Source organism: Thermogutta sp. (assembly GCF_014359955.1).
GTDB lineage: Bacteria > Planctomycetota > Planctomycetia > Pirellulales > Thermoguttaceae > Thermogutta.
Genome location: NZ_JACIYL010000357.1, coordinates 1 through 4,297, shown reverse-complemented (window position 1 = coordinate 4,297; position 4,297 = coordinate 1). Strand labels below are relative to the sequence as shown.

Here is a 4,297-nt window from a genome sequence, read left to right as displayed (position 1 = left end):
AAGTTTTCCCATGGTCACAGTTTTCGCACCCCCGGGCCTTCGGCGGTTCAAAACCGGCCTGCCGAACGCAATCCGACCTTTACCCTGGCTTCAGAAGATTGTACCACGCGGGAACCCGAGCCAGGTGGAGAGGATGCTGTCGCTCGAAAAATCGGGGCTGGAGGGTGACATCCCTCGGCCGAGCCACAAATATGATCGCTACAAACGATTCAGTTTCCGCTAGAAGACCGCTTTGACGTCAGCGGATGTGATGCGCCGCTAAAGTGGCATTGTCACAGGAGAGGCCATTCTGGACAATGCCAGTCGGTGAGGCCCGACGAGGGTGGGCGAGTTACAGTCGATTCGGTAAAGCAGGAAAAATGGGATGATGCAAGCTCTTCGCAAGTTCCATTTCTATATACTGGTTGCGGCGATTTGTGTCCTGGGAGCGCAATCTGTTGCGCAAATCCAGGAAAGGGCTTTCGCGGATGGCAACTCCGGTGCGCAGAGCGCAGCGCACGACCGGGAAGCAGGGTGGGGAGACCTTTTGGCGCAGTCACAAGTGCCGCGCGTTAATCCCATCCGTCCGCCGCTTCGGGTGGCTCGCGCTCAGGAACCCGAAGCCTCTCAGCAGCCAGCCGCCAACGGCGGCACGCCACCGCTGTCACCTGTCACCCCCAATGGTGGGGGGCAGCCGTCGACGGAGCCTTCCGTGCCCACACTCTCCGCCGACGACCTTCAGCTTCGCATTCAGCGGGTCCAGTCGGATCCCAATCTCGAAGACGCTGTCAAATCGCAGATTGTCGCGATGTATGAACGGGCCCTTCAGGAGCTCGCCGCGGCGGAGAAGGCGCGAACGCAGGCGGACCAATTCCGCCAGCAGCGGGAGTCGATCGGTCAGGAAATCAAAAAGCTGGAGGCGGAGCTTGCTTCCCTGGAGGCGGCTTCAGGGACGGTCAGTGCGGACAACCTGTCACTGGAAGAAATTCAGAAAGCGGCCCAGGAGGCCGAGGAGCGGCTCAACGCGGCACGCAGTGCCCGGGACTCCGTGGAGGCCGAGGTCACCCGACGCAATTCCGCACGGCAAACCGCCAAGCAGAGGGCCGACGCGGCACAGAAGCGGATGGAGGCGGCCCGGCAGGCACTGGCGGCGCCCCCCAAATCGGACCAGATCCCCGCCCTGGCGGAAGCGGAACGCATCCTGCATCAGGCCGAATGGGAATCGGCACGCCGGGAAGCCGAGGCCAGCAAGGAAGAACTCGCCTATTACGACAAGGCCGACGAAGCCCTCCTCCCTCTGCAGAGACGTGTGGCGGCGCAGCGGTATCGCGTGGCGGAAAGCGAGTTCCAGCAGTGGCAGCAGATTCTGGCGCAACGACGTCAGGCTGAGGCGGTTTCCCGCGCGGAAAAAGCCAAACAGAGACGGGAGCAGCTTCCCCCGGCTCTCCGCAGTGTCGCCGAGCAGGTGGAAAAGTCGGCTGCGGAGGTTGCCCAGCTCACGGCGAAGGTCAACGCTGTATCGGCTGAACTCACCCGGGCCAATCAGCAACTGGAAGAGCTCAAGCAGCAATTTCAGACCACCCGGGACCGGATGGGGGTGGTCGGCATGACGGGGGCACTGGGACTTTGGTTGCGTGCGCAGCGGGCGAAACTTCCCGACACGTATACCCTGTGGCAGAGAATCCGCAAGCGTCAGGAGGATATCCGCCAGGCCCAGTGGAGTGTGCTGGAAATCAGCGATCGGCACGCGCAGGCACCACCCCTCGAGGAAGAGATCGCACGCTGGCGAAGCCGTCTGATGGGGGAGAATTTAGATCGTCATCCGGAGTGGGAGGAGGTTCTCCGGGAACTGCTCACGGAGTCGTATTCGCTCCTCGAACAGCAGGTCAAACTCTATAACCGCTGGCTCAACGACCTGGTGGACCTGGATAACACGGAAAGAGCCACCATCCGGCTCATCGAAGAATATCGCCGCTTTATCGACGAGCACATTCTATGGATTCCCAACACCCCTGCCTTTGAACCGTCGCGCTGGGCTGAGAACTTCCGTCTCACGCTGGGTGTGATCAACATGCTGGTGGGGGTGGAAACCTGGTCGGAAATTGGGGGAATCATTGCACGGGATGTGGTGAACAACCCTGGCCTGTGGATTTCCGCCATTTTGCTTTTGCTGGTCTGGGGACTGGTTCTTGTCCGATCGAGAAGGGTTTTGCCCGACCTGGCCGCCCGAGTCAGTCGCGGAGCCTTCTACGGATTTTGGCCTACTCTGCACGCGGCGGCCATTACCGCGGCGGAAACACTCTGGCTGCCGTCGGCCCTCTTCTTTTTGGCCTGGCGGCTGGTATCGCCTTTGGAAAGCACCTCCCTGAGCCTGGCCATTGCCGCAGGGTTGCGCTCCGCAGCGGAGTTTTTGTTAGTGTTTGACGGGTTGCGTCGCGTCGCAGCTCCCGGCGGATTGGGGGAAGGTCACTTCGGGTGGCCATCCACGCTCACGGCGACCCTCCGGCGACACCTCCGCTGGTTCATCATTCTGGGGGTGGTCGTCACGTATTTTTGCGCGGCCATCCACACAAGTAACGACCAGCGGTGGGAGGCCGGGCCCGGGCGTTTGACCTTCCTCGCCATGATGGTGCTCTACGCGGTGATGGCGGCCTTTCTCTTCCGCCCGCGGGGATCCGTCTGGGAAGCGGTGCGGGTTCACAACGAACAGGGATGGTTTTATCGGGGGCGGATGGTCTGGTGGCTTGCCGGTATGGGAACACCGATTGTATTGGCTCTGCTTTCCTTGCTTGGTTACAGCTACACGGCCATCGAGTTGGCCCAGCGATTTCGAGAAACGATCATTTTGCCTTTGGGGCTGGGTATTCTGGAAGAGCTCTTCAATCGCTGGCTTGTTGTTCGCAAGCGGCGGATCGGCCTCAATCGCGCCCGTCAAAAGCGCATGGCGGAGGCACAGAGTGCCGAGGCGGCCACAGAAAGCGGTGGGGTCGTGGCGCCCCCAGCCGAATCCGAGCCGGATCTGTCTCTGCTCGGTTCCCAAACGCGGCGATTGTTCGGAACCTTGCAGGTCGTGCTGGCGGTGTTTCTCCTGTGGTGGATCTGGGCCGACGTCCTACCGGCCCTGGGAATGTTGCGACAGGTGCGATTATGGGGGGGAACTCCTGCGGCGGCCTCTGCGGCGGGGACGGGCTCCGCTGCACCTGCGGGGACTGCGTCGGGGCAGGAAGCGGCCCCGGCCGCGGCAATCCCTGTTTCGGGAAAGACGGTCACTCTGGCGGATGTGCTCCTCGCTATTATCACGCTCGTGATTGGCATGGTCTTCGCAAAGAACATCGCAGGGCTTATGGAAATCGTGCTTCCCCAGAGGTTGCCCGTCGATCCGGGCCTGCGTTACGCCTTGCACACGGTGGCATCGTATGTGGTGATCGGAGTGGCCATCATTCTGGCCTGTGGACGCCTGGGACTGGAGTGGTCGCAGGCCCAGTGGCTCGTGGCCGCTTTGGGCGTGGGCTTGGGCTTCGGATTGCAAGAAATCTTCGCAAATTTTGTCTCCGGCCTCATCATTCTTTTTGAAAGGCCAATTCGGGTGGGCGATCTTGTCACGGTCGGTGAGTTCTCGGGGGTTGTCACGAAAATCCGCATCCGTGCGACGACGATTCTCAATTTTGAACGTCGCGAGCTGATCATTCCCAATAAGGAGTTCATCACAGGCAAAGTCATCAACTGGACATTGAGCGACCGCACCAATCGTGTCGAGGTGGCTGTCGGTGTGGCGTACGGAACCGATCCCGATCGGGTTATCTCTCTGCTTCTTGACGTTGCCAAAAATCATCCGCACGTCATGTCGGATCCAGCCCCCGTTGTCTTGTTTGAGGGATTTGGCGATAGCTCGCTCAATTTCCGGCTTTTTGCGTATGTGGCGAATTATGACAATCGTCTGGCCGTAATTAACGGGCTTCATGCAGCAGTGTACCGCCGGTTGACGGAAGAGGGTATCTCGATCCCCTTCCCGCAGCGGGATATCCACGTCTATTACACAGAACAACCGCGATCCAATCAGTCCAGCGGAACCCGCGAAGCCTCCTCTTCCCCCGAGTCACAGAGTCCCGCTCAGGAAAAAGGCCCCATTTGACGTAGTATTGCCCGGACTTGGAGGGTCCGGTTCCACCCGGGCCCCGGGATTTGGTGGGTGTAATTTATGTATTGAATATTGGATCGCGAGGCAGGGGCGATTCATGAATTGTCCTTACCAGAATCTGACGACCTCGGCCATACTTCATTTCCGTACACGGCAATTCATGAGACAAGCCTACCGGGA

2 protein-coding genes are annotated in these 4,297 nt (G+C 60.1%); both read left to right on the top strand.

Translation table 11 applies throughout. From position 1 onward, the window contains the following. A partial coding sequence (locus H5U08_RS11265) for a hypothetical protein (protein WP_297033044.1) occupies positions 1–223 on the top strand: 223 nt, incomplete at its 5' end. Between the two features lie 141 nt (positions 224–364). Further along, complete coding sequence (locus tag H5U08_RS11260) at positions 365–4,111, top strand: mechanosensitive ion channel domain-containing protein (protein ID WP_297033043.1); 3,747 nt, start codon at positions 365–367, stop codon at positions 4,109–4,111. Positions 4,112–4,297: the final 186 nt, after the last annotated feature.

Excerpts from the sequence above, each read along its gene's own strand:
- H5U08_RS11260 (WP_297033043.1), top strand. The coding sequence starts at position 365 with ATGATGCAAGCTCTTCGCAAGTTCCATTTCTATATACTGGTTGCGGCG.